Source organism: Corynebacterium sp. HFH0082 (assembly GCF_000411235.1).
Lineage (GTDB): Bacteria > Actinomycetota > Actinomycetes > Mycobacteriales > Mycobacteriaceae > Corynebacterium > Corynebacterium jeikeium_D.
Genome location: NZ_KE150404.1, coordinates 1,537,784 through 1,555,857 on the forward strand (window position 1 = coordinate 1,537,784; position 18,074 = coordinate 1,555,857).

An 18,074-nucleotide genomic window follows, 5' to 3' on the forward strand; every position below is an offset into this window, starting at 1 on the left:
GTGGCGGACGCTGCACTCGTCGACAAGCGGCAGTGCATTGCAAACGGTTGTAGCTGTGGATGACTTTTTGCCCTGTGGATAGCAGGGCGTGTCAGATATTGCGACCTGCGCGATGTATCAGATAAGATGACGCTCGCGGTGTCTGCCTTAATGGGCGGTCATTAGCACAAAGACTACGCGCGCGACCCATTCCGGCTGGTTCACGGGTGCTCGGCAAGAATATCTGTCGGGTGTGAGGCAGCGGGGGAGCGCTAGGGCACAGGGAAAGCCTGTGCGTGAACTGTAACCACCTATATCGGATAAGAAAGGAAGGGAAGCAGCCGCAGCCCTAGTCAGGCTGGACGTGAGGATCTTCCCTGAATATGACATGGCTGTTGTATCCATGCGAGAACTGCTCGATGCAGGTGTCCACTTCGGTCACCAGACCCGTCGTTGGAACCCGAAGATGAAGCGTTTCATCTTCACCGAGCGCAATGGCATCTACATCATCGACCTGCAGCAGACCCTGACCTACATCGACGAGGCTTTCGAGTTCGTCAAGGAGACTGTCGCTCACGGTGGCAACATCTTGTTCGTCGGTACCAAGAAGCAGGCTCAGGAAGCCGTTCAGAACGAGGCAGAGCGCGTTGACATGCCGTACGTCAACCACCGCTGGCTCGGCGGTATGCTGACCAACTTCGCCACCGTTTCCAAGCGTCTGGCTCGCCTGAAGGAGCTTCAGGCAATGGACGCTGCTGAGAACGGCTACGAGGGTCGCGGCAAGAAGGAAATCCTGATGCTGACCCGTGAGCGCACCAAGCTGGAGCGCACCCTGGGCGGCATTCGCGACATGTCCAAGGTTCCGTCCGCACTGTGGATTGTTGATACCAACAAGGAGCACATCGCTGTCGCCGAAGCTAAGAAGCTGGGCATTCCGGTTGTTGCCATCCTGGACACCAACTGCGACCCGGATGACGTTGACTTCCCGATCCCGGGCAACGACGACGCAATCCGCGCTGCTTCCGTGCTGACCCGTATCATCTCCACCGCTGTTGAAGAGGGCCGAAAGGCTCGCGCTGAGCGCGAGGCCAACGCTGCTCGCGAGGCAGCAGGCGACGCTCCGATCGAGTCCGCCGCTGAGAACACCGACCAGGCTGCAGAGATGGACGCCGAAGGCTCCACTGCGACTGAGACGGCATCCGCTGAGTAAAGCTGAACTTTCTAACCACCACAAGTTCTAACCACCACAAGGAGGAACGCCCAGCATGGCGAATTTCACTGCTGCTGACGTCAAGAAGCTCCGTGAGCTGACCGGCTCCGGCATGAAGGCTTGTAAGGACGCACTCGTCGAGACCGACGGCGATTTCGACAAGGCTGTCGAGATCCTGCGTATTAAGGGCGCAAAGGACGTCGGCAAGCGTGCAGAGCGCACCGCTGCCGAGGGCCTGATTGCTGTTTCTGGTAACACCATGGTCGAGGTCAACTCCGAGACCGACTTCGTTGCCAAGAACCAGGAGTTCATCGACTTCGCCAACAAGGTCGCCGACGCTGCCGCAGCAGTCAAGGCAAACTCCCCGGAAGAGCTCGCAGCAGCTGACCTCGACGGTCAGACCGCAGCTGACGCTACCCAGGAGCTCTCCGCAAAGATCGGTGAGAAGCTGGAGCTGCGTCGTGCCGCTACTCTCGAGGGCGACAACATCGCTGTCTACCTGCACCGCCGTGCAGCAGATCTGCCGGCAGCTGTCGGTGTTCTGGTTGCTTACACCGGTGAGGGAGAGGGCGCTGCAGAGGCTGCTCACGCAGCAGCTATGCAGGTCGCCGCTCTGAAGGCTCAGTACCTGTCCCGCGAGGATGTCCCGGCCGACCGCGTCGAGGCAGAGCGCGCTGTCTACGAAAAGATTACCCGCGAAGAGGGCAAGCCGGAGCAGGCTATCGCCAAGATCGTCGAGGGTCGTCTGAACGGCTTCTACAAGGACGTCGTCCTGCTGGAGCAGCCGTCTGTCGCTGACAACAAGAAGACCGTTAAGCAGCTCATGGACGAGGCTGGCGTTACCCTGACCGGTTTCGTTCGCTTCGAGGTTGGCCAGCACTAATTCGCTGTAATATGTGTGTAAGCCTCTAGCTGTGAGCTAGTTTAAATGCCCCGCTCGGGAACCCGAGTGGGGCATTTTGCTGTCATGTCGCCGGCAATGCGGAGCGTCAAGTGTGCCTTGTTGTCGTGACCGGGTAGACTCGTCTGCGACTTTTTAAACGGTGTGAGAAAGGTGCATGGTCATGGCAGAATCTGTCGAGCGCAATGGCTTCAAGCGTGTGATGCTCAAGCTCGGTGGTGAGATGTTCGGTGGCGGCAAGGTTGGCGTTGATCCGGACGTGGTGCAAAACGTTGCCCGACAGATTGCGGAAGTTTCCCGAAAGGGTGTCGAGGTCTGTGTCGTCATCGGCGGCGGTAACTTCTTCCGTGGCGCACAGCTTCAGCAGCGCGGCATGGACCGCGCACGCTCTGACTACATGGGCATGCTGGGCACGGTCATGAACTGCTTGGCTCTGCAGGACTTCCTCGAGCAGGAGGGCGTGGACTGCCGTGTTCAGACTGCCATCAACATGGCACAGGTCTCAGAGCCGTACCTGCCGCTGCGTGCTAAGCGCCACCTGGAAAAGGGCCGCGTGGTCATCTTCGGCGCAGGTATGGGTATGCCGTACTTCTCCACCGACACCACCGCCGCCCAGCGCGCCCTGGAGATCGGCTGCGAGGTGCTGCTAATGGCCAAGGCCGTTGACGGTGTCTACTCGGCCGACCCACGTGAGGTGCCGGACGCAGAGCTGTTCGACGACATCACCCACCGTGAGGTTCTGGAACGGGATCTGCGTGTTGCTGATGCCACCGCCTTCTCCCTGTGCATGGACAACAACATGCCGATTCTCGTGTTTAATCTGCTTACCGACGGAAACATTGCGCGCGCGGTAGCCGGTGAGCAAATCGGTACTCTTGTCCACAGCTGATAAATTTGTTCGTAATACGTTCTTTCCACAGAGCGCTCTAGAACTATCTAGAACCCGAGAAGAAACCCGAGGTTAAAAACACAATGATTGATGAAGTCCTGCTTGACTGTGAAGAAAAGTACGGTAGCTCCGTAGAGCACTGCCGCGAGGAGCTGACGCACATTCGCACTGGTCGTGCGAACCCGGCGATGTTCAATGGCGTTATTGCGGAGTACTACGGTGTTCCGACTCCGATTACCCAGATGGCTACCATTTCGGTTCCGGAGCCGCGCATGCTGCTGATTAAGCCGTATGAGCTGAGCGTCATGGGTGACATTGAAAACGCGATTCGCAACTCCGACCTGGGTGTGAACCCGACTAATGATGGCCAGGTCCTGCGCGTAACTATCCCGCAGCTGACCGAGGAGCGTCGTCGTGAGATGGTTAAGGTCTCACGTTCGAAGGGCGAAGACGCCAAGATTGCGATTCGCAATGTCCGTCGTAAGGGCATGGAAACTCTGAAGAAGATTCAGAAGGACGGCGACGCTGGCGAGGACGAGGTGCAGGCAGGCGAAAAGGAGCTGGACCAGGTCACCAAGAACTACGTCGAGCAGGTGGACTCCTTGGTTGAACGCAAGGAAGCGGAACTGATGGAGGTTTAGGCCTTCATATTCAACCGGGAGAGGGGATTTGAGGCGCCAATGCCAACGTCGAAGCCAGCGTCCAATAAGGAACGTGTTCTAGACGAGCTACGGCTTGTTAAGCCACGCAACTCAGCAGGTCGTAACCTGCCGGTTGCAATTGCGGTGGGCGTAGCACTTGGTGCAGTCGTCATCATCGGCTTGCTGCTGGGGGCGCTCGCCTGGACCGTTCTGGTCGCCGCAGCGGTTGGTCTTGCAACCTGGGAGGTCTGCGAGCGGCTCCGCGAGTCCGATTGGCAGGTCCCTCGTCCGGTTCTGATTCTCGGCGGACAGCTGATGGTGTGGCTGTCCGCCTACTGGGGGATTGACGGTCTGGTCATGGGGCTGACTGTTACCCTGATGCTTTTACTAGTCACCCGTCTGTTTTTGCACGGGATGGCTGAAGCACCACGGAACTGGCTGCGAGATGTTGCAGTCGGAGTTTTCGTGGTGATGTGGATTCCGTTCTTTGCGGCGCTAGCTGTGCAGCTGGTGCACATGGACAATCCCTGGGGAGTCGATCCCCGTTTAGTCATTGTGACCTTCATGATTGGAGTTATTTCAAACGACGTCGGAGGCTATGCCGCCGGTGTCATGTTCGGAAAGCATCCGATGGCTCCGAAGGTAAGCCCTAAAAAATCTTGGGAAGGGTTCGGCGGCTCTCTCGTACTCGCCACTATTACTGGAGCGCTCTGTGCGATCTTTATGTTGCAGGGGCCGTGGTGGCAGGGCATTGTGCTGGGGATCGCCCTGGTTATCTCTGCCACGCTTGGTGATCTGATGGAGTCACAGTTCAAACGCGATCTGGGGATTAAGGATATGTCCTCGATTTTGCCGGGCCACGGCGGTCTGATGGACCGCCTGGATGGCATGCTGCCATCAGCCGCGATGACGTGGCTGATACTGCAGCTTTTCAGCCTAGTTTAATTGTCGGGCTTTAGTTGTCGCCCTTACGAATCTGGCGGCGCAGATCAAACATTCGCCAGCCACCGATTAGCGCGGTAATTAGGGCGCCGAGGATAGCAGCGAACAGCATTCCGACACCGACCGGGAAGTTCCAGGTCCAGCCGAACAGGTTTAGTGCGGTCTCCTGCTGATTTTGCAGAATGAACACAAGCAGTACGATCAGCAAAACTGCACTGATGACCAGGCCAACCCACATCGAGCCCGCGGTAGTCTTTTTCACCTTGCGCCGGCCAGGGGCGGGCGCTGGCTCCGGTGCGGAGTCCTTCTCTGCGGGCGCGTCAACGACTGGCTCTGGAAGGTTGTCCTGCTCTGGTGCAGGAGCCACGGAATCATTTGGAGAGTACGACGGAGCATCGTCGAAAAGCGGACTGTCGTTATTCGGCTGATTAGCGTTAGTCATACCTATCATTCAACACGTTTTGGCAGGTATGTACCACTTGTAAAGGTCCACTTAGTTGCGGTTGCCTAGTCACTCATTAGGCCAAAACCGTCATTACATGCGAAAATGGGGCCATCATGGCATCTTCACTTCCAATCGTTCTTAAAGCTCCACGTCGCGGCATGCCCGCGACCCATTTTGCGGACCTCGATGTTGAGGAACGGAAGGCTGCGGTCAAGGAACTGGGCCTGCCGGCCTTCCGAGCCGATCAGATTGCCCGGCACTATTACGGTCGTCTTGAGGCTGACCCTATGACGATGACTGATCTGCCGGAAGTAGACCGTCAAAAGGTCAAAGACAGTCTGTTCCCACCTCTGTTGACCCCCGTGCGGCACATCACCTGTGACGACGGCGAAACCCGTAAGACTCTGTGGCGTGCAGGTGACGGTACACTGCTGGAATCCGTGCTGATGAAGTACCCGGGGCGTGCGACCCTCTGTATTTCCTCACAGGCCGGCTGCGGTATGGCATGCCCATTCTGTGCGACGGGTCAAGGCGGTCTGCAGCGTAATCTCTCCACCGCGGAGATTGTCGACCAAGTTCGTGAGGCCGCTGCCACTATGGCAGCCGAGGGCGGTCGCCTGACCAACATCGTATTCATGGGCATGGGTGAGCCGCTCGCGAACTACAATCGCGTTCTCGCCGCCGTCCATCGCATCACGCGGCCGTCGCCGGAGGGATTCGGCATCTCGATGCGCAATGTCACCGTCTCTACGGTCGGTTTCGCGCCGAACATCCGACGGCTTGCCGACGAGGACCTGTCAGTCACCCTCGCGGTGTCTCTGCACACTCCAGATGACGAGCTTCGCGACGAGCTGGTACCGATCAACAATCGCTTTACAGTGGCCGAGGTACTTGATGCAGCTCGCTACTACGCAGACAAGACAGGCCGTCGCGTATCTATTGAGTACGCTTTGATTCGCGATATTAACGACCAGGATTGGCGTGCAGACCTGTTGGGTAAGAAGCTCCATAATGCTCTGGGCTCACGTGTCCACGTCAACCTCATTCCGCTCAACCCAACTCCGGGTTCGAAGTGGGATGCCTCCCCGAAGAAGCAGCAGGAGGAGTTCGTCCGCCGCGTACAGGCGCAGGGGGTACCGTGCACGGTCCGCGATACCCGTGGCAACGAGATTGCGGCAGCGTGTGGTCAGCTGGCGGCCGAAGAGGTTTAGCCGACAAATAGCAAAAAATCCGCACCGAATTCGGTGCGGATCTTTTTGTGCGCTGTAGCGCTATAGAGCTGTTGCTATAGAGCTGTTAGGCCAGACTTTCAGCAAAAGTGGCTAACTCTACTGGTTCTGGCCTTCCGGCAGGCGGTTCCAGGAGCGCAGCTGAGAGTCGGTCAGGTTAGCGTAGACGCCAGTGCCGTTTACCTGGTCGCGTGCCCACTCCGGCTCAATGTGGCCTTCCGGCTTGTTGTGACCGGTAACGGTGCGAACCTGAGAACCCTGCGGGGCGAACAACTGCAACAGCAGGCCAATAGCAATCAGGGCGGCGATGACGACCAGCCACCAGTTCTCGACGTTGCCCTTGTGGTTACCAATGGTCATGCCCAGCAGGAAGATTACGGAAATCCAGCCGGCCTTCTGCATAGCGCTCTTGCTAATGCCGTGCCAGCCCCACTTCGCCGACGGCTCGTCGAGGGTGCTGACGCCGCGGTAAATTTCTTCCTTTGGCTCGTGGTTGCTCACTTGAAAGTCCTCCTGTTAACACTTTCGGCGAATTGCACTCTATATGCACTTCAGTCTATCTGCGGTTTTGCTGAAAGCGACTGAGCGCATTTTCAGACAATCTTGAGTATCGGGTGTAAGGATACCTTAGAACTTGCTGAAATTGGGACTTAGCCCGGCCGGAAACTGTTCGCCGGTGTGCTCGTTTGCCCAAAGTGGGGGTAGGGTGAGCACTCGTGACATTTCTTCTTGGAGTTTTACTCTTCGCAATCGGCATCGCGGTGACAATCGCCCTTCACGAATGGGGCCATCTCACCGCAGCTCGCCTGTGTGGAATGCGAGTGCGTCGATACTTCATTGGCTTCGGCCCAACGCTGTTTTCCTTCAAGCGGCATCACGCTGCGGCAGGTGGGCATGACACCGAGTATGGAGTAAAGGCAATTCCCTTTGGCGGATTCTGCGACATCGCAGGCATGACGGCAATGGATCCCATCGCTCCTGCCGAAGAACCCTACGCCATGTACAAGAAGCCGTGGTGGCAGCGCATTATCGTGATGCTCGGTGGGGTGGCAATGAACCTCATCGTTGGATTCATCATTCTTTACTTCATTGCCGTGACGTGGGGTTTGCCCAACATGGGTAAGGAAATGGCGCCACGCATTCAGGCGGTGCAGTGCGTCTCGCCGGCACAGCGTGCCGACGGCACGCTGGAGCCCTGCACTGGTTCCGGTCCTGCAGAGCGCGCAGGGCTACGTGCCGGAGATGTGATTGAGAAGATCAATGGCACCAAGATCACGTCCTACCCCGAGGCTGTGTCTCTCATCGGTAGCTCTGCAGGTGGCGACATCAAAATGACCATCGACCGCAATGGCAGCACCCAGACGGTCACGGTCACCCCGGAAGTCGTCAAGCGCAAGACTAACGACGGCCAGGACATCGACCAGCCAGCAATTGGTATCGCCTTCCAGCGACCAGAGACCATCCTTCACGAGTACAACGCAGTGACTGCCATCGGCGGTGCGGCCAGCTTCACAGGCAGCCTTTTCGGGGCGGTTTGGAACGGGCTGCTCTCCATCCCGGAGAAGGTTCCCGGCGTGGTCGCCTCTATCTTTGGTGCTCAGCGTGACCCGGCCAGCCCAATGAGTGTCGTCGGCGCGTCGCGTGCCGGTGGTGAATTGGTGGAGATGAACCAGTGGCCTTCATTCTTCCTGTTGCTGGTAAACCTCAATTATTTCCTGGCCGTGTTCAACCTCGTGCCGTTGCCGCCACTCGACGGTGGCCACATCGCCGTTGTTATTTATGAGCGCATCCGCGACCTGATTCGCAAGGCGTTCGGTAAGCCTGCGCTTGGGCCTGCCGATTACACCAAACTCATGCCAATTACTATGGCCTTTACCGCAGTTTTGCTGGTCTTCGGCGTTCTGGTTATGGCTGCTGACGTGGTCAATCCAATTGTGCTGAACCGCTGATAGCAGGTTGCGGCGCGCCAGCGTCGTCGTAAAGCAAAGCGGTGCTAACGTCAGCCCACATGGAACAAACTTCGCGCCGCAAGCCCCTGCTTCGCAGTATCTCGGCTGTGGCAATCACGGGTCTGGTGTTGTCATCCGCCGCGTGTACGCCGCGGCCTGACACCGGGCGCGAGGTGCTAGAGGAATTCCTGGGGGCGCTGGCGGGAGGGGATGTCGCTAAGGCGGCGGCGCTGACCGATCATCCGGATTCCGCTGAGGGGGATCTGAATGCGGCCACCGACGGCCTTCAGCCGGAGGGGCTTGACTATGAAATCGAGGGTATCGATACCAGCTCGAATCAGTCCTCGGCCGAAGTCACCATGAATTGGCAGCTGCCGCATCAGCGACGCTGGGGATATGACACCACTTTCACGCTGACCAAGACTGAGTCGGGGCAGCGTGATTGGGCACTGCGCTGGTCGCCAGCATCCCTTCATCCACAGCTGGGGCGTAATCAGCACCCAGAATTGCGCACTATCGCAGCTCCGCGACCGTCTGTGGTTGGTTCGGACGGTGCGGCCCTGCTCGAGCCAGGGACTGTGCATCGGGTAATTCTCAACCGTGATGGGGCGGAGAATGTGCAGTCGTCGATTAACCGGGCGGCGACGGTCATCAATAATGAAATGCCGGAAGATGGTCCGAAGCTCGACGCCCGAGCAGTGGGGGAGCAGGCAGCTGGTGGGAAGGGTAACTTTTCGCTGATTGTCCTGCCGGAATCCACGCCACAGCGAGTCAAGGATGAGCTCGCGGATATTGACGGAATTTCTGTTAACGATGAAGCGGCGATGGTGCGACCCGACCCGGGGTTTGCGCCAGATTTGATGAGCCGCGTGGAAAGGCTAGTGGACACTGGTGATCACGGTGCCGATGGCTGGAATATCGTGGCGGCCAACGAGGGCGGAGCAGTCGTCGGCACGCTCTATGAGGTGTCTCCGGATGTAGCCCCGGCGGTGCAGGCATCGATTAGTAAAAAGGTGCAGGACGCAGCGCAGAAGGCAGTCGATACGCGGCAAGATGCGAAGGCAATGCTGGTGGCTGTGCAGCCGTCTACGGGCAAGATTCTGGCGGTAGCCCAGACGGCGGAAGCGGATAAGGACGGCGACCTTGCGCTGATGGGACAGTTCCCGCCGGGATCGACGTACAAGATTGTCACTGCCGCTGCAGGTGTGCAGCACGAGGGGCTAAATGCGGGATCGACTGTGCCGTGCCCAGGTTCGATGGAGATCGGGCCGCGAATTGTTACCAACTACAACGGAAGTGGCGTCGGGGATACCTCGCTGAGCGATGCGTTCGCGCGGTCTTGCAACACCACGTTCGGCAACATCTCTCACAAATTGGAACCAGGGCAGTTCAAGGAGGAGTCCAAGAACTTCGGCATCGGCATCAACTATCACATCGCGGGCCTCGACACTATTACCGGCAGCGTTTCTGACGGCAGTGATGAAGTCGAGCGTATCGATGCGGGCTATGGACAGGGCAATGACTTGGCCAGCCCGTTTGGCATGGCGCTGGTTTCCGCGACGGTGGCGGCCGGGCGCACTCCGACGCCGTCACTCGTGCCAAGCGCGGGAACGTGGCAGTCGCAGACATCGAAGCCACTTCCCCCTGAGGTTTTGAACGAGGTTCGCTCACTCATGCGGGCGGTGGTGACCTCTGGTACTGGTTCGGCCATTGCTGGTCGAGGTGAAGTCTACGCCAAGACCGGTGAGGCCGAGTATGGAGGCGGCTCGCACGCTTGGTTCACTGGCTATCGAGATGACTTGGCCTTCGCCACGCTCATCGTCGGCGGTGGTGGATCCGAACATGCGGTGGCGATTACCGATGCCTTCTTCGCAAACATGGATGAAGGTTCAGGAGACGAGGGCTAGAGCATTTCTGGCTTCGAAACCGGCACAGGCCGAAAGGCTAATCCGGGGGTAGGGGTAGAGTATGTTCCATGACTCAGCGTTCTCCACTTACTCAGCAAAAGTCCACGCCAATTCGCACTGTTCCGGCACATATTGAACGGCCGGAGTACGCCTGGAAGGACGAGGTTCAGGAAGGCGTCGGCGAGCCGCTGGTACAGACTCCGGAAGATATTGAAAATATGCGAGAGGTCTCTCGCATTGCTGCCAACGCGTTGGTGGAGGCCGGCAAGGCCGTAACTCCGGGCGTGACCACGGATGAGATTGACCGGGTGGTGCACGAGTACCTGTTGGATCACGACACCTACCCGTCCACGCTGGGGTATCGCGGTTTTGAGAAGTCGTGCTGTGTGTCTCTTAATGAGATTGTCTGCCACGGTATTCCGGATACTCAGGTTATTGAAGACGGCGATATCGTCAATGTCGATGTCACCGGATACAAGAACGGCGTCCACGGTGACACCAACGCGACTTTCCTCGCGGGCAATGTCTCGGAGCAGCACCGTCAGCTGGTGGAGCGCACTTACAACGCCACCATGCGCGGCATTAAGGTCATTAAGCCAGGCCGTGAGATTAATGTCATCGGCCGCGTAATCGAGTCTTACGCTAAGCGTTTTGGATACAACACCGTTCGTGACTTCACCGGTCACGGTGTCGGTACCACGTTCCACAATGGTTTGATCGTTCTCCACTACGATGAGCCGAGCCAGGACACCATTTTCGAGCCGGGCATGACTTTGACTGTCGAGCCGATGATTAACCTCGGTGAGCTGCCGTACCACATCTGGGAGAATGGCTGGACTGTGCAGAATGATGACTTCAAGTTCACCGCCCAGTTCGAGCACACGGTGTTGGTGACCTCCGACGGCTATGAAATCCTCACTCTGCCGGATGAGCAGAACGTGCCAGGCCAGTTCCAGACTGGTTGGAAGCCCGAGGCCTAACCCGTGCAGGCCCCTGCAGCTCTGATTGCCGGCTGCACCTCAGATGCCGGTAAGTCGGTTCTGGTCGCCGGCATGTGTCGGCTGCTCGCGCGCCGCGGCGTGAAGGTCGCACCCTTCAAAGCACAGAACATGTCCAACAACTGCGCTGTCACGCTTGACGGCGGCGAGATTGGGCGCGCGCAGGCTCTGCAGGCGCTCGCCTGTGGGCTGGAGCCGGATGTCTCCTTTAACCCGGTGCTTCTCAAGCCGGGCTCGGACCACACTAGTCAGGTGGTGGTGAAGGGCAAAGCCGATGGGCATGTGAGCGCTCTGACGTACCGGTCGCGTCGAAAAGCGTTGCGCGGGGTAGTCGCGGAGACATTGGAAGAGCTGCGGGGGCAGTTCGATGTCGTCTTGTGCGAAGGCGCTGGTAGTCCTGCCGAGGTCAATCTGCGAGAGTCAGACATCGCCAACATGGGGTTGGCAGAGCTCGCTGATCTGCCGGTTGTGGTCGCCGGTGACATTGACCGCGGTGGGGTGCTTGCACATTTCGTCGGCACGCATGCAATTTTGAGCCCCGAAGACCGCGCGCGGATTACCGGTTTTATCGTCAACAAGTTCCGGGGCGATGTTTCGCTGTTGACACCGGGATTGGACGTGGTGCGCGAGCACACCGGCGTGCCCGTACTCGGCGTAGTGCCTTTTATTCCGGGGCTGTGGATCGATGCGGAGGATTCGCTCGGCACAGTCGCTGGTGCGTCGGTAGGGCCGGCGAACGCACCGCTGGGTACGGAAACGTTGTCCGTGGCCGCCATTCGCTTGCCTCGCGTGTCCAACGCCACCGATATCGAAGCGCTTGCCTGTGAACCAGGGGTACACGTGCAGTGGACGGTCGATCCGTCGGTCGTTGCTCGCGCCGACCTGGTCGTGTTGCCCGGGACGAAGTCGACGGTCGCCGATCTCAAGTGGTTGCGCGAGCGTGGGCTTGACGACGTACTGGAGAACCGAGCTGCCCGAGGGCTGCCGCTGATTGGCATCTGCGGTGGGTTCCAAATGCTCTGCACCACTATCACTGACTCGGTGGAGTCGGTAGCCGGGACAGTGAACGGGCTTGGCGTGTTCGATACCGACATTGAATTCGCAGGGACGAAGACGCTGGTGAGCCACCCGGATGGCTCTTACGAAGTCCACAATGGACAGGTTGTGCGAAGCAGCGAGGCGCCTTTTATCACTGAGCCTGAAGAAGGGGCGCGGCGTGGCATGGTGATGGGCACGCACCGCCACGGCTACCTGGAAAATGATCAGGCGCGCCGTGAGTTGCTGATGGAAGTTGCAGTTGCCGTCGGTCGGGACGGCTTTGAGGTCAGCCCTAATACTTCGTTTTCCGGAGAACGGCTGCGGCAGGTCGACCTGTTGGCCGATGCAGTTGAGAAGTACCTGGCTGGGCCCGCATTGGCCCAGGCCACAGGTATTGAACAGCTGGGCTAGTTATCGAACTCCAGACCCAGGATCGCGTTTTCGATCAGCTCTGGCAGTGCTGGGTGGATCCAGTGCTGGCCCTTGACAACTTCGCGCACATCCATTTCGAAGCTCATCATCTGGATGCACTGCTGCACTAGGGTGGCAGCCTGCTCGCCGATGAAATGCGCACCCAGCAGGCGGCCGGTGGAGCGGTCCGCAATCAGTTTAGCGAAGCCGTCGCGATCCTCCAGCGCCCAGCCGTAGGCGACATCGCCGTAGTTCTGTACCTTCACGGTAATCTCCGTGCCATTTTCCGCAGCCCAGGCGCGAGCTTCATCCTCGGTCATACCGACCTGACCAATCTGCGGATGTGAGAAGACTGCCGACGGAATGTAGCGGTGGTCAAATTCGCGCAGGTCCGACGGGTTCAGCACGTTGTGGAAGACAACCTTGGCCTCATGGTTGGCAATATGCTTCAGCTGGTACGGGCTAGAGACATCGCCCAGCGCCCACACACCTTCGGCAGAGGTGCGGCCGTTCTGGTCAACCTTGATGCGACCATCGTCGTGCATCTCCACACCACCGGCTGCAAGGTCCATACGGTCACCGTTGGGAATGCGTCCGGTTGCCACGAGCAGGGCATCGGCTGCGAGCTCCGTGCCGTCGTCAAGCGTGGCCGTGACGATCTCGCCCTCCTGGGAGAGTTCAGTGATGGAGGTGTTCATGCGGATGTCAATGTCGCGGGCGGCAACCTCGTGGAAGCGCTCGGAGATAGCGGCGTCTGAGCCACGCAGCATGACATCGGAGCGCACCAGCATGTGCACCTTCGTACCGAAGGAGGCGAAGACGTGCGCGAACTCGCTAGCGATGTAGCCGCCGCCGACGACGATCATTTCGCGCGGGAGCTTGTCGACGCGCATGATGTTCTCGTTGGTGTAGTAATCGACCCCGGAGTCTGCGATGAGGCCCGGAACGTGAGGGCGGGAGCCTGCAGCGATGATGATGTTGTCGGCTGTGATGTCGACGGTTTCCTCGCCGATGCCAGTGCGAATAGTGCGGCGGCCGACGAACGTTGCGTGCCGGTCGTAGACATCGATATTGGGAGTCTCGTCCCCGCGGCGGTATGCCTCGCCGCCGTCGGCAATCTGGTCGACGCGCTGGGCAAAAACGCGATCCTGGATTTGCTTGAGATCAACGGAGTCGAAGGTGCCGTGCACACCCAGGCGGCTGGCCTCGCGGATGTTGCGGGCGGCATCAGCGGCCAGAACGAACATCTTGGTGGGAATACACCCAACGTTGAGGCAAGTACCGCCGAAGCGTCCTTCCTCCACCAGAGCGATACGGACATTGTCGTAGGCTGGGGCTGGAATGGAATTGCCGGACCCGGTTCCGATAATGATGACGTCGTAGTGGCGTGGGGTAGTCTCAGGCGAATTCTCAGTGGTCACAAGCACTCCTAGCATTCTGGTCAAACTAGTTTGGTTCAACCGTACTGAATGCTGATTTATTCCGAGTTCCTATTCTGTGCTCCTATTTTGAGCTGTCTCCTGGATTGACTGTGGCAAGGAACTGAAAGGTCTCATTAAAAGCGCGGTCAAGTGCTTCGGGTGCGGAAAGGTAGACGTCATGGAGAGCACCCGGAATCGCGACGTTGCGAGCCTGCGGTCCCAAGTGGGCAGTGGCATCGGCAATTTGCTCAGTGTTGAGGACAGAGTCAACGCGGCTGTGCTCCGGTGTGTAGTCGGAGCCGAGAAGGTAGTTGTCCGAGTGGAGGACGAGCGTCGGCACGCCGGTATCGATACCGCGGCTGACACGTTGCTGGCCGACGATGATGGCATTGAGCCAACGCCAGTTCTTGTCATGGCCAGCCAGCGGCTTGAAAGTGCGGTTGTACTCCCAACGCCCCTGGTGGTCGGCGCTAATGGATTTTCCATAGCCGCCCGCAGACTGCACTGGAATAAGACTGTTGGGGCGAATCCGCGACATAACACGAGTCACCAGCGAGTACACGGGAGCCTTTGCCCGGGAAACGTGCAGAGCCAGCCACGGTGAGTTCAAGACGGCAGCCGTGACGGAAATATTGGGTGCTTGCGGGCAATGGCCGCCTGTGCTTCGTAACCAATCGAGCCAGAGCACGGCAATGAGACCACCAGTGGAGTGCGCATTAACAGTGACAGTTGTATGACCGGCGTGGTCTAACACTGCGAGTGCCCTGTTGAGATCCTCGAAGTAATTCGTCAGATCGCTGCAGCCATGCCAAGTCTGCCCAGGTTGGTGCGCGCGCCCGCACTTACGCAGGTCAATAGCGTAAAAGGCGTAGCCTTCGGCGTGGTACCGTTCCGCTACGTGCTTCTGGAAGAAATAGTCCGACATCCCGTGAATCCATAGAACCGCCGGACGTTTTTGGAAGTCGCTTGCCGACGAGTCGGGGCAGTAGCGGACCAATACCGCGTGTACGGATCCCTCACCGTCGGGGTCCTGGCCGAGTTCGATGACATGTTGGCTGTAGTCTTCGCCTAGGTTATCGGGGTTAAAGGTGGGGGTAACGAAATCGGGAATATCGGTAGTCACAGGGTCAAGCCTAGCGCCGATTACCGGGGGTAGTGGGAATGTGTGCCACAATAGATTATGGACTGAGACGGTAGCTCTCTTTTGCGTCTTTAGTTGTGTGCGCGCATGTGAGCGAGCGCTAGTTTGAATCACTAATCAAGTTAGTAAGGATGTTGACAGCAAAATGGCTGATAACAAGCTTCCTGCTTCCAGTGGCGACGAGGTAGACGTCGTCCTCATTGGTGCAGGTGTAATGAGTGCGACGCTGGGTGTGCTGCTCAAGGAGCTCGAGCCATCCTGGTCACAGGTTCTGTTCGAGCGTCTCGATCAGCCCGCCAAGGAGTCTTCCTCCCCGTGGAACAACGCTGGCACCGGCCACTCTGCTCTGTGTGAGCTGAACTACACGCCGGAGAAGAACGGCAAGGTCGATGTCACCAAGGCTAAGCTCATTAATGAGCAGTTCCAGGTTTCCCGCCAGCTGTGGACCTCGCTGATTGAAAACGGCACCCTGACTGACCCGAAGGAATTCATCAACCCAGTTGATCACACCACCTTCGCTCAGGGTCCGGAGCAGATGGCGTTCATGCGTCGTCGCTATGAGGCACTTGAGAAGGAGCCACTGTTCCACGGTCAGGAGCTCATTGAGGATCCGGACCGTTTCGCTGAGTACCTTCCGCTGATGTCCGAGGGTCGTGACTTCTCCAAGCCGGTCTCCGCTATTCGTAACCCGAATGGTACGGACGTTAACTTCGGTGCACTGACCAAGCAGTACCTGGCCGCACTGTCCGATATGGGTACTGAGATTCGCTACGGACACGAGGTCACCGGTCTGAAGCGCGACGGTTCCAAGTGGATCGTCACCGTGAAGAACCTGCACACCAAGGACGTTCGCACCCTGGTTGCCAACTTCGTATTCGTCGGTGCCGGCGGTGACGCACTGCCGCTGCTGCAGAAGGCTCGTATTAACGAGATTCGCGGTTTCGGTGGCTTCCCGGTCTCCGGTCAGTGGCTGCGCTGCACCAACGAGGAAGTCATTGCTAAGCATGACGCCAAGGTCTACGGTAAGGCTTCCGTCGGCACGCCGCCGATGTCCGTTCCGCACCTGGACACCCGTGTTATCGACGGCAAGCGCGGCCTGCTCTTTGGCCCGTACGCCGGTTGGAACATGAAGTTCCTCAAGAACGGTAACAACCTGGACCTGATTAAGTCCCTGCGTCCGGCCAACCTGCCGTCCATGATGGGTGTTGGTGTCCAGGAGATGGGGCTGACCAAGTACCTGATTACTGAGGTTTTGAAGGACTTCGACGCACGTATTGAGTCCCTGCGTGAGTACGTCCCGAACGCTCGCCCAGAGGACTGGGAGCTGATCGTCGCTGGTCAGCGCGTCCAGGTCATTAAGCCGATGAAGGCTCCGGTCTTCGGTACCCTCGAGTTCGGTACCGCGGTCATCAACTCGTGGGACGGCACCATTGCCGGCCTGATGGGTGCATCCCCGGGCGCTTCCATCGCTCCGGCCGTGATGATCAGCCTGATTGAGCGCTGCTTCGGTCGCCACATGGGCAAGTGGGCTCCGAAGCTGAAGGAGCTCGTCCCGTCCTACGGTACGCACCTGGCTGATGACCCGGCTCTGTTCAAGGAGGTCTGGGAGGCTTCCCAGAAGGCCCTGAAGTTGGAGCGCTAGTAACTCGCTGAAGAGCTTCAAAGAGTTCAATTAAGCCAACATTGTTCTACCCCGCTGTGAGCCATCCGTTCGCAGTGGGGTAGAACTGTGCTTATGGAAAAAATCACGTCAGCGACCACTGCACAAACAGAGCCCACTTTTCCTTTTACTGCGATCGTCGGGCAGCAGCGACTACAGCTTGCGTTGATTCTGACCGCGCTATCCCCGGAGATTGGTGGTGTCGTCATCCGCGGTGAGAAGGGCACAGCGAAGACCACTACGGTCCGCGCGTTGGCGCCATTTCTCAGCGGATCGTTGGTAAACCTGCCACTCGGCGCTACGGAAGATCGAGTCGTAGGCTCCATCGATGTGGAGACCGTCCTGACTACCGGACACGCACAGTTCAACCCGGGACTACTCAGCGCGGCTGACGGTGGCATTCTCTATGTCGACGAGATCAACCTGCTGCCGGATCATCTCGTTGACTCCGTTCTCGATGCCGCAGCCACCGGTCGCGTGGTTGTTGAACGCGATGGCATCTCGCACTCCGCAACCTCCAGGTTCGTGTTGGTCGGCACGATGAACCCGGAAGAGGGCGAATTGCGTCCCCAGCTTCTCGACCGCTTTGGTCTCGCCATCGACGTCACCGCATCCAAGGATCCGGCTGTCCGCGCGGAAATCGTCGCCCGCCGCCTCGACTTTGACGCCGACCCGGAGAGCTTTGTCACGCGGTTCGCCGCCGACGACGAGGCACTGCACGCCCGCATCGATCGCGCGCGCGCACTGCTTGACGACGTCGAATTGACCCCCAACATTCTTGGTCAAATTGCCACAGTGTGCGCTGCTTTTGATGTGGACGGGATGCGTGCCGACATCGTCATTGCACGTACCGCCCGCGCTCACGCTGCCTGGCGAGTAGCCGGGGACGAGTCGGCGCAGCCGGCACCCGGCAATCCAATTGAGATCACTGCTGAAGACATTAAGGTAGCTGCGGAAATGGCACTGCCGCACCGTCGTCGCCGTGACCCCTTTGATGAACCAGGACTGGACCAGGAACAGCTCGACGATGCTCTGCAGGATGCAGAGGAGCAGTTCCGAGATGACCAGAATCAGCCAGAGTCGGATTCGGAGACCTCAGACCAGCCCGAAGTCAAACCTGAGAAGCCCTCCCAGTTCGACTCCAACTCCGAGCCTCAGGAGCCGCAACAGTCGAATTCCGCGGGATCGAAGGGAGGTCGCGCCGCTGAAGGCGCCCCCTTTCGCCGTTCGTAAAATCAGCGTTGACGGTGTCGGCCAAGGGGATTCCGGCCGGCGTTCCAAGGCCATTGGCCCGCGGGGCAGCACCATTGGTG

At 58.7% G+C, this 18,074-nt stretch carries 16 protein-coding genes; 12 read left to right on the top strand and 4 right to left on the bottom strand.

Going from position 1 to position 18,074, the window contains the following annotated elements; translation table 11 throughout:
• Positions 1 to 367: 367 nt before the first annotated feature.
• The 5 genes from rpsB to HMPREF1206_RS06640 all read left to right on the top strand — a co-directional run bounded on the left by rpsB (position 368) and on the right by HMPREF1206_RS06640 (position 4,565).
• Positions 368 to 1,189: a 30S ribosomal protein S2 gene (gene rpsB, locus HMPREF1206_RS06620; protein ID WP_040360682.1), complete on the top strand. Its 822-nt coding sequence runs from the start codon at positions 368 to 370 to the stop codon at positions 1,187 to 1,189.
• Between the two features lie 55 nt (positions 1,190 to 1,244).
• Entirely contained in the window at positions 1,245 to 2,072 is an 828-nt protein-coding gene (gene tsf, locus HMPREF1206_RS06625; protein WP_005509403.1) for a translation elongation factor Ts, read from the top strand.
• A 181-nt stretch (positions 2,073 to 2,253) separates the two neighbouring features.
• The gene (gene pyrH / locus HMPREF1206_RS06630) at positions 2,254 to 2,979 is read left to right on the top strand and encodes a UMP kinase (RefSeq protein ID WP_005509726.1); all 726 of its coding nucleotides are present in this window, start codon (positions 2,254 to 2,256) and stop codon (positions 2,977 to 2,979) included.
• Between the two features lie 83 nt (positions 2,980 to 3,062).
• The gene (frr, locus tag HMPREF1206_RS06635) at positions 3,063 to 3,620 is read left to right on the top strand and encodes a ribosome recycling factor (RefSeq protein ID WP_005509525.1); all 558 of its coding nucleotides are present in this window, start codon (positions 3,063 to 3,065) and stop codon (positions 3,618 to 3,620) included.
• 39 nt (positions 3,621 to 3,659) lie between these two features.
• Positions 3,660 to 4,565, top strand: a complete 906-nt coding sequence (locus HMPREF1206_RS06640) for a phosphatidate cytidylyltransferase (protein WP_016422563.1) — start codon at positions 3,660 to 3,662, stop codon at positions 4,563 to 4,565.
• A 10-nt stretch (positions 4,566 to 4,575) separates the two neighbouring features.
• Here HMPREF1206_RS06640 and HMPREF1206_RS06645 read toward each other — a convergent pair whose 3' ends face one another.
• Positions 4,576 to 5,004 carry a lipopolysaccharide assembly protein LapA domain-containing protein gene (locus HMPREF1206_RS06645; RefSeq protein WP_081636716.1) on the bottom strand — a complete coding sequence of 143 codons (429 nt, stop codon included), beginning with the start codon at positions 5,002 to 5,004 and terminating at the stop codon, positions 4,576 to 4,578.
• 116 nt (positions 5,005 to 5,120) lie between these two features.
• Here HMPREF1206_RS06645 and rlmN point away from each other — a divergent pair, with 116 nt between their 5' ends.
• Complete coding sequence (gene rlmN, locus HMPREF1206_RS06650) at positions 5,121 to 6,218, top strand: 23S rRNA (adenine(2503)-C(2))-methyltransferase RlmN (RefSeq protein WP_042388630.1); 1,098 nt, start codon at positions 5,121 to 5,123, stop codon at positions 6,216 to 6,218.
• A gap of 117 nt (positions 6,219 to 6,335) precedes the next feature.
• Here rlmN and HMPREF1206_RS06655 read toward each other — a convergent pair whose 3' ends face one another.
• Positions 6,336 to 6,737: a DUF2631 domain-containing protein gene (locus tag HMPREF1206_RS06655; protein ID WP_016422566.1), complete on the bottom strand. Its 402-nt coding sequence runs from the start codon at positions 6,735 to 6,737 to the stop codon at positions 6,336 to 6,338.
• Between the two features lie 215 nt (positions 6,738 to 6,952).
• Between HMPREF1206_RS06655 and HMPREF1206_RS06660 the strand changes: the two genes are divergently transcribed.
• From HMPREF1206_RS06660 to HMPREF1206_RS06675, 4 genes are all read left to right on the top strand, one after another.
• Positions 6,953 to 8,185, top strand: a complete 1,233-nt coding sequence (locus HMPREF1206_RS06660; RefSeq protein WP_016422567.1) for an RIP metalloprotease — start codon at positions 6,953 to 6,955, stop codon at positions 8,183 to 8,185.
• 59 nt (positions 8,186 to 8,244) lie between these two features.
• Positions 8,245 to 10,092 (top strand): penicillin-binding transpeptidase domain-containing protein, encoded by a 1,848-nt coding sequence (locus HMPREF1206_RS06665; RefSeq protein WP_016422568.1) that lies wholly within the window; start codon positions 8,245 to 8,247, stop codon positions 10,090 to 10,092.
• Positions 10,093 to 10,160: 68 nt separating this feature from the next.
• Entirely contained in the window at positions 10,161 to 11,072 is a 912-nt protein-coding gene (gene map / locus HMPREF1206_RS06670) for a type I methionyl aminopeptidase (protein WP_016422569.1), read from the top strand.
• A 3-nt stretch (positions 11,073 to 11,075) separates the two neighbouring features.
• The gene (locus tag HMPREF1206_RS06675; protein ID WP_016422570.1) at positions 11,076 to 12,539 is read left to right on the top strand and encodes a cobyric acid synthase; all 1,464 of its coding nucleotides are present in this window, start codon (positions 11,076 to 11,078) and stop codon (positions 12,537 to 12,539) included.
• On the opposite strand, the gene mtr is transcribed toward HMPREF1206_RS06675, so the two are convergent.
• Both mtr and HMPREF1206_RS06685 read right to left on the bottom strand, forming a co-directional pair.
• On the bottom strand, positions 12,536 to 13,960 hold the full coding sequence (gene mtr, locus HMPREF1206_RS06680; RefSeq protein WP_016422571.1) for a mycothione reductase: 1,425 nt from the start codon (positions 13,958 to 13,960) through the stop codon (positions 12,536 to 12,538). The genes HMPREF1206_RS06675 and mtr overlap by 4 nt on opposite strands.
• Positions 13,961 to 14,042: 82 nt before the next feature.
• Positions 14,043 to 15,083, bottom strand: a complete 1,041-nt coding sequence (locus HMPREF1206_RS06685; RefSeq protein WP_016422572.1) for an alpha/beta hydrolase — start codon at positions 15,081 to 15,083, stop codon at positions 14,043 to 14,045.
• Positions 15,084 to 15,246: 163 nt separating this feature from the next.
• Here HMPREF1206_RS06685 and mqo point away from each other — a divergent pair, with 163 nt between their 5' ends.
• A complete protein-coding gene (mqo, locus tag HMPREF1206_RS06690; RefSeq protein ID WP_016422573.1) occupies positions 15,247 to 16,743 on the top strand; it encodes a malate dehydrogenase (quinone) in 1,497 nt (498 codons plus the stop codon).
• Between the two features lie 93 nt (positions 16,744 to 16,836).
• Positions 16,837 to 17,994, top strand: a complete 1,158-nt coding sequence (locus HMPREF1206_RS06695) for an ATP-binding protein (protein ID WP_016422574.1) — start codon at positions 16,837 to 16,839, stop codon at positions 17,992 to 17,994.
• The last annotated feature ends 80 nt before the right edge of the window (positions 17,995 to 18,074 follow it).

Coding starts and splice junctions, on each gene's coding strand:
- frr (WP_005509525.1), top strand. CDS start 3,063: ATGATTGATGAAGTCCTGCTTGACTGTGAAGAAAAGTACGGTAGCTCC.
- pyrH (WP_005509726.1), top strand. CDS start 2,254: ATGGCAGAATCTGTCGAGCGCAATGGCTTCAAGCGTGTGATGCTCAAG.
- rlmN (WP_042388630.1), top strand. CDS start 5,121: ATGGCATCTTCACTTCCAATCGTTCTTAAAGCTCCACGTCGCGGCATG.
- HMPREF1206_RS06640 (WP_016422563.1), top strand. CDS start 3,660: ATGCCAACGTCGAAGCCAGCGTCCAATAAGGAACGTGTTCTAGACGAG.
- mqo (WP_016422573.1), top strand. CDS start 15,247: ATGGCTGATAACAAGCTTCCTGCTTCCAGTGGCGACGAGGTAGACGTC.
- HMPREF1206_RS06695 (WP_016422574.1), top strand. CDS start 16,837: ATGGAAAAAATCACGTCAGCGACCACTGCACAAACAGAGCCCACTTTT.
- map (WP_016422569.1), top strand. CDS start 10,161: ATGACTCAGCGTTCTCCACTTACTCAGCAAAAGTCCACGCCAATTCGC.
- rpsB (WP_040360682.1), top strand. CDS start 368: ATGGCTGTTGTATCCATGCGAGAACTGCTCGATGCAGGTGTCCACTTC.
- HMPREF1206_RS06665 (WP_016422568.1), top strand. CDS start 8,245: ATGGAACAAACTTCGCGCCGCAAGCCCCTGCTTCGCAGTATCTCGGCT.
- HMPREF1206_RS06645 (WP_081636716.1), bottom strand. CDS start 5,004: ATGACTAACGCTAATCAGCCGAATAACGACAGTCCGCTTTTCGACGAT.
- tsf (WP_005509403.1), top strand. CDS start 1,245: ATGGCGAATTTCACTGCTGCTGACGTCAAGAAGCTCCGTGAGCTGACC.